At 50.8% G+C, this 699-nt stretch carries 1 protein-coding gene; it reads left to right on the top strand.

Annotation, left to right across the window (positions count from 1 at the left end):
• Window positions 1–55: 55 nt before the first annotated feature.
• Window positions 56–691, top strand: a complete 636-nt coding sequence (locus ACFEMD_RS22025) for an IS6 family transposase (RefSeq protein ID WP_394743428.1) — start codon at window positions 56–58, stop codon at window positions 689–691.
• Window positions 692–699 lie beyond the last annotated feature (8 nt).

The following is a 699-nucleotide window of genomic DNA, read 5'->3' as shown; positions in this document are numbered from 1 at the left end:
CGGCGGTGTTCAGATAAGGTTGAAGAAGTGAGGCGTGGCGTTTTCAAAGTGTTCTATGCCCGAAAACGCACGCCTCAGTCCTAGTATCGGCCAGATTGACTTGGATTTTGTGGAGCGAGAGGCAACACCGCGACTGTTGATGAAGCTCAGTATTCAGCTTCATCTTGCTGGGCTCTCGCCTTCGAATACTGTTCGTATTCTCGAGATATTCGGTGTTGAACGAGCTCGATCCACCGTCCATAACTGGGTTCACAAAGCTGATCTACAGCCAAATTCTGGTCGGAATCCGGATCAGGTTGCGGTTGACGAGACCGTGATCCGACTCAACGATGAGCAGTATTGGCTGTATGCTGCGGTTGATCCCGAATCGAACGAATTACTCCATACACAGCTCGAGCCGACCAGAACCAAAGTGATAGCGAGTTCATTCATTGCGGAACTACGCGAGAAACACGACGTCGACGACGCCGTGTTTCTCGTCGACGGCGACAAAGCACTGAACTACGCTTGCCAACGACATGATCTCGATTTCAGATACGAACGCCACGGAAATCGGAACAGCGTTGAACGTGTCTTTCGAGAGGTAAAACGACGAACCTCTTCGTTTTCAAACTGCTTCAGCAATGCGTACGCGGAAACAGCTGACGAGTGGCTCAGATCGTTCGCCTTTGCGTGGAATCAGCTTATCTGAACACGATG

The organism is Natronococcus roseus (genome assembly GCF_043677095.1).
Lineage (GTDB): Archaea > Halobacteriota > Halobacteria > Halobacteriales > Natrialbaceae > Natronococcus > Natronococcus roseus.
The sequence above is the reverse complement of the archived record's forward strand: the minus strand, read 5'-3'. Positions and strand labels throughout refer to the sequence as shown.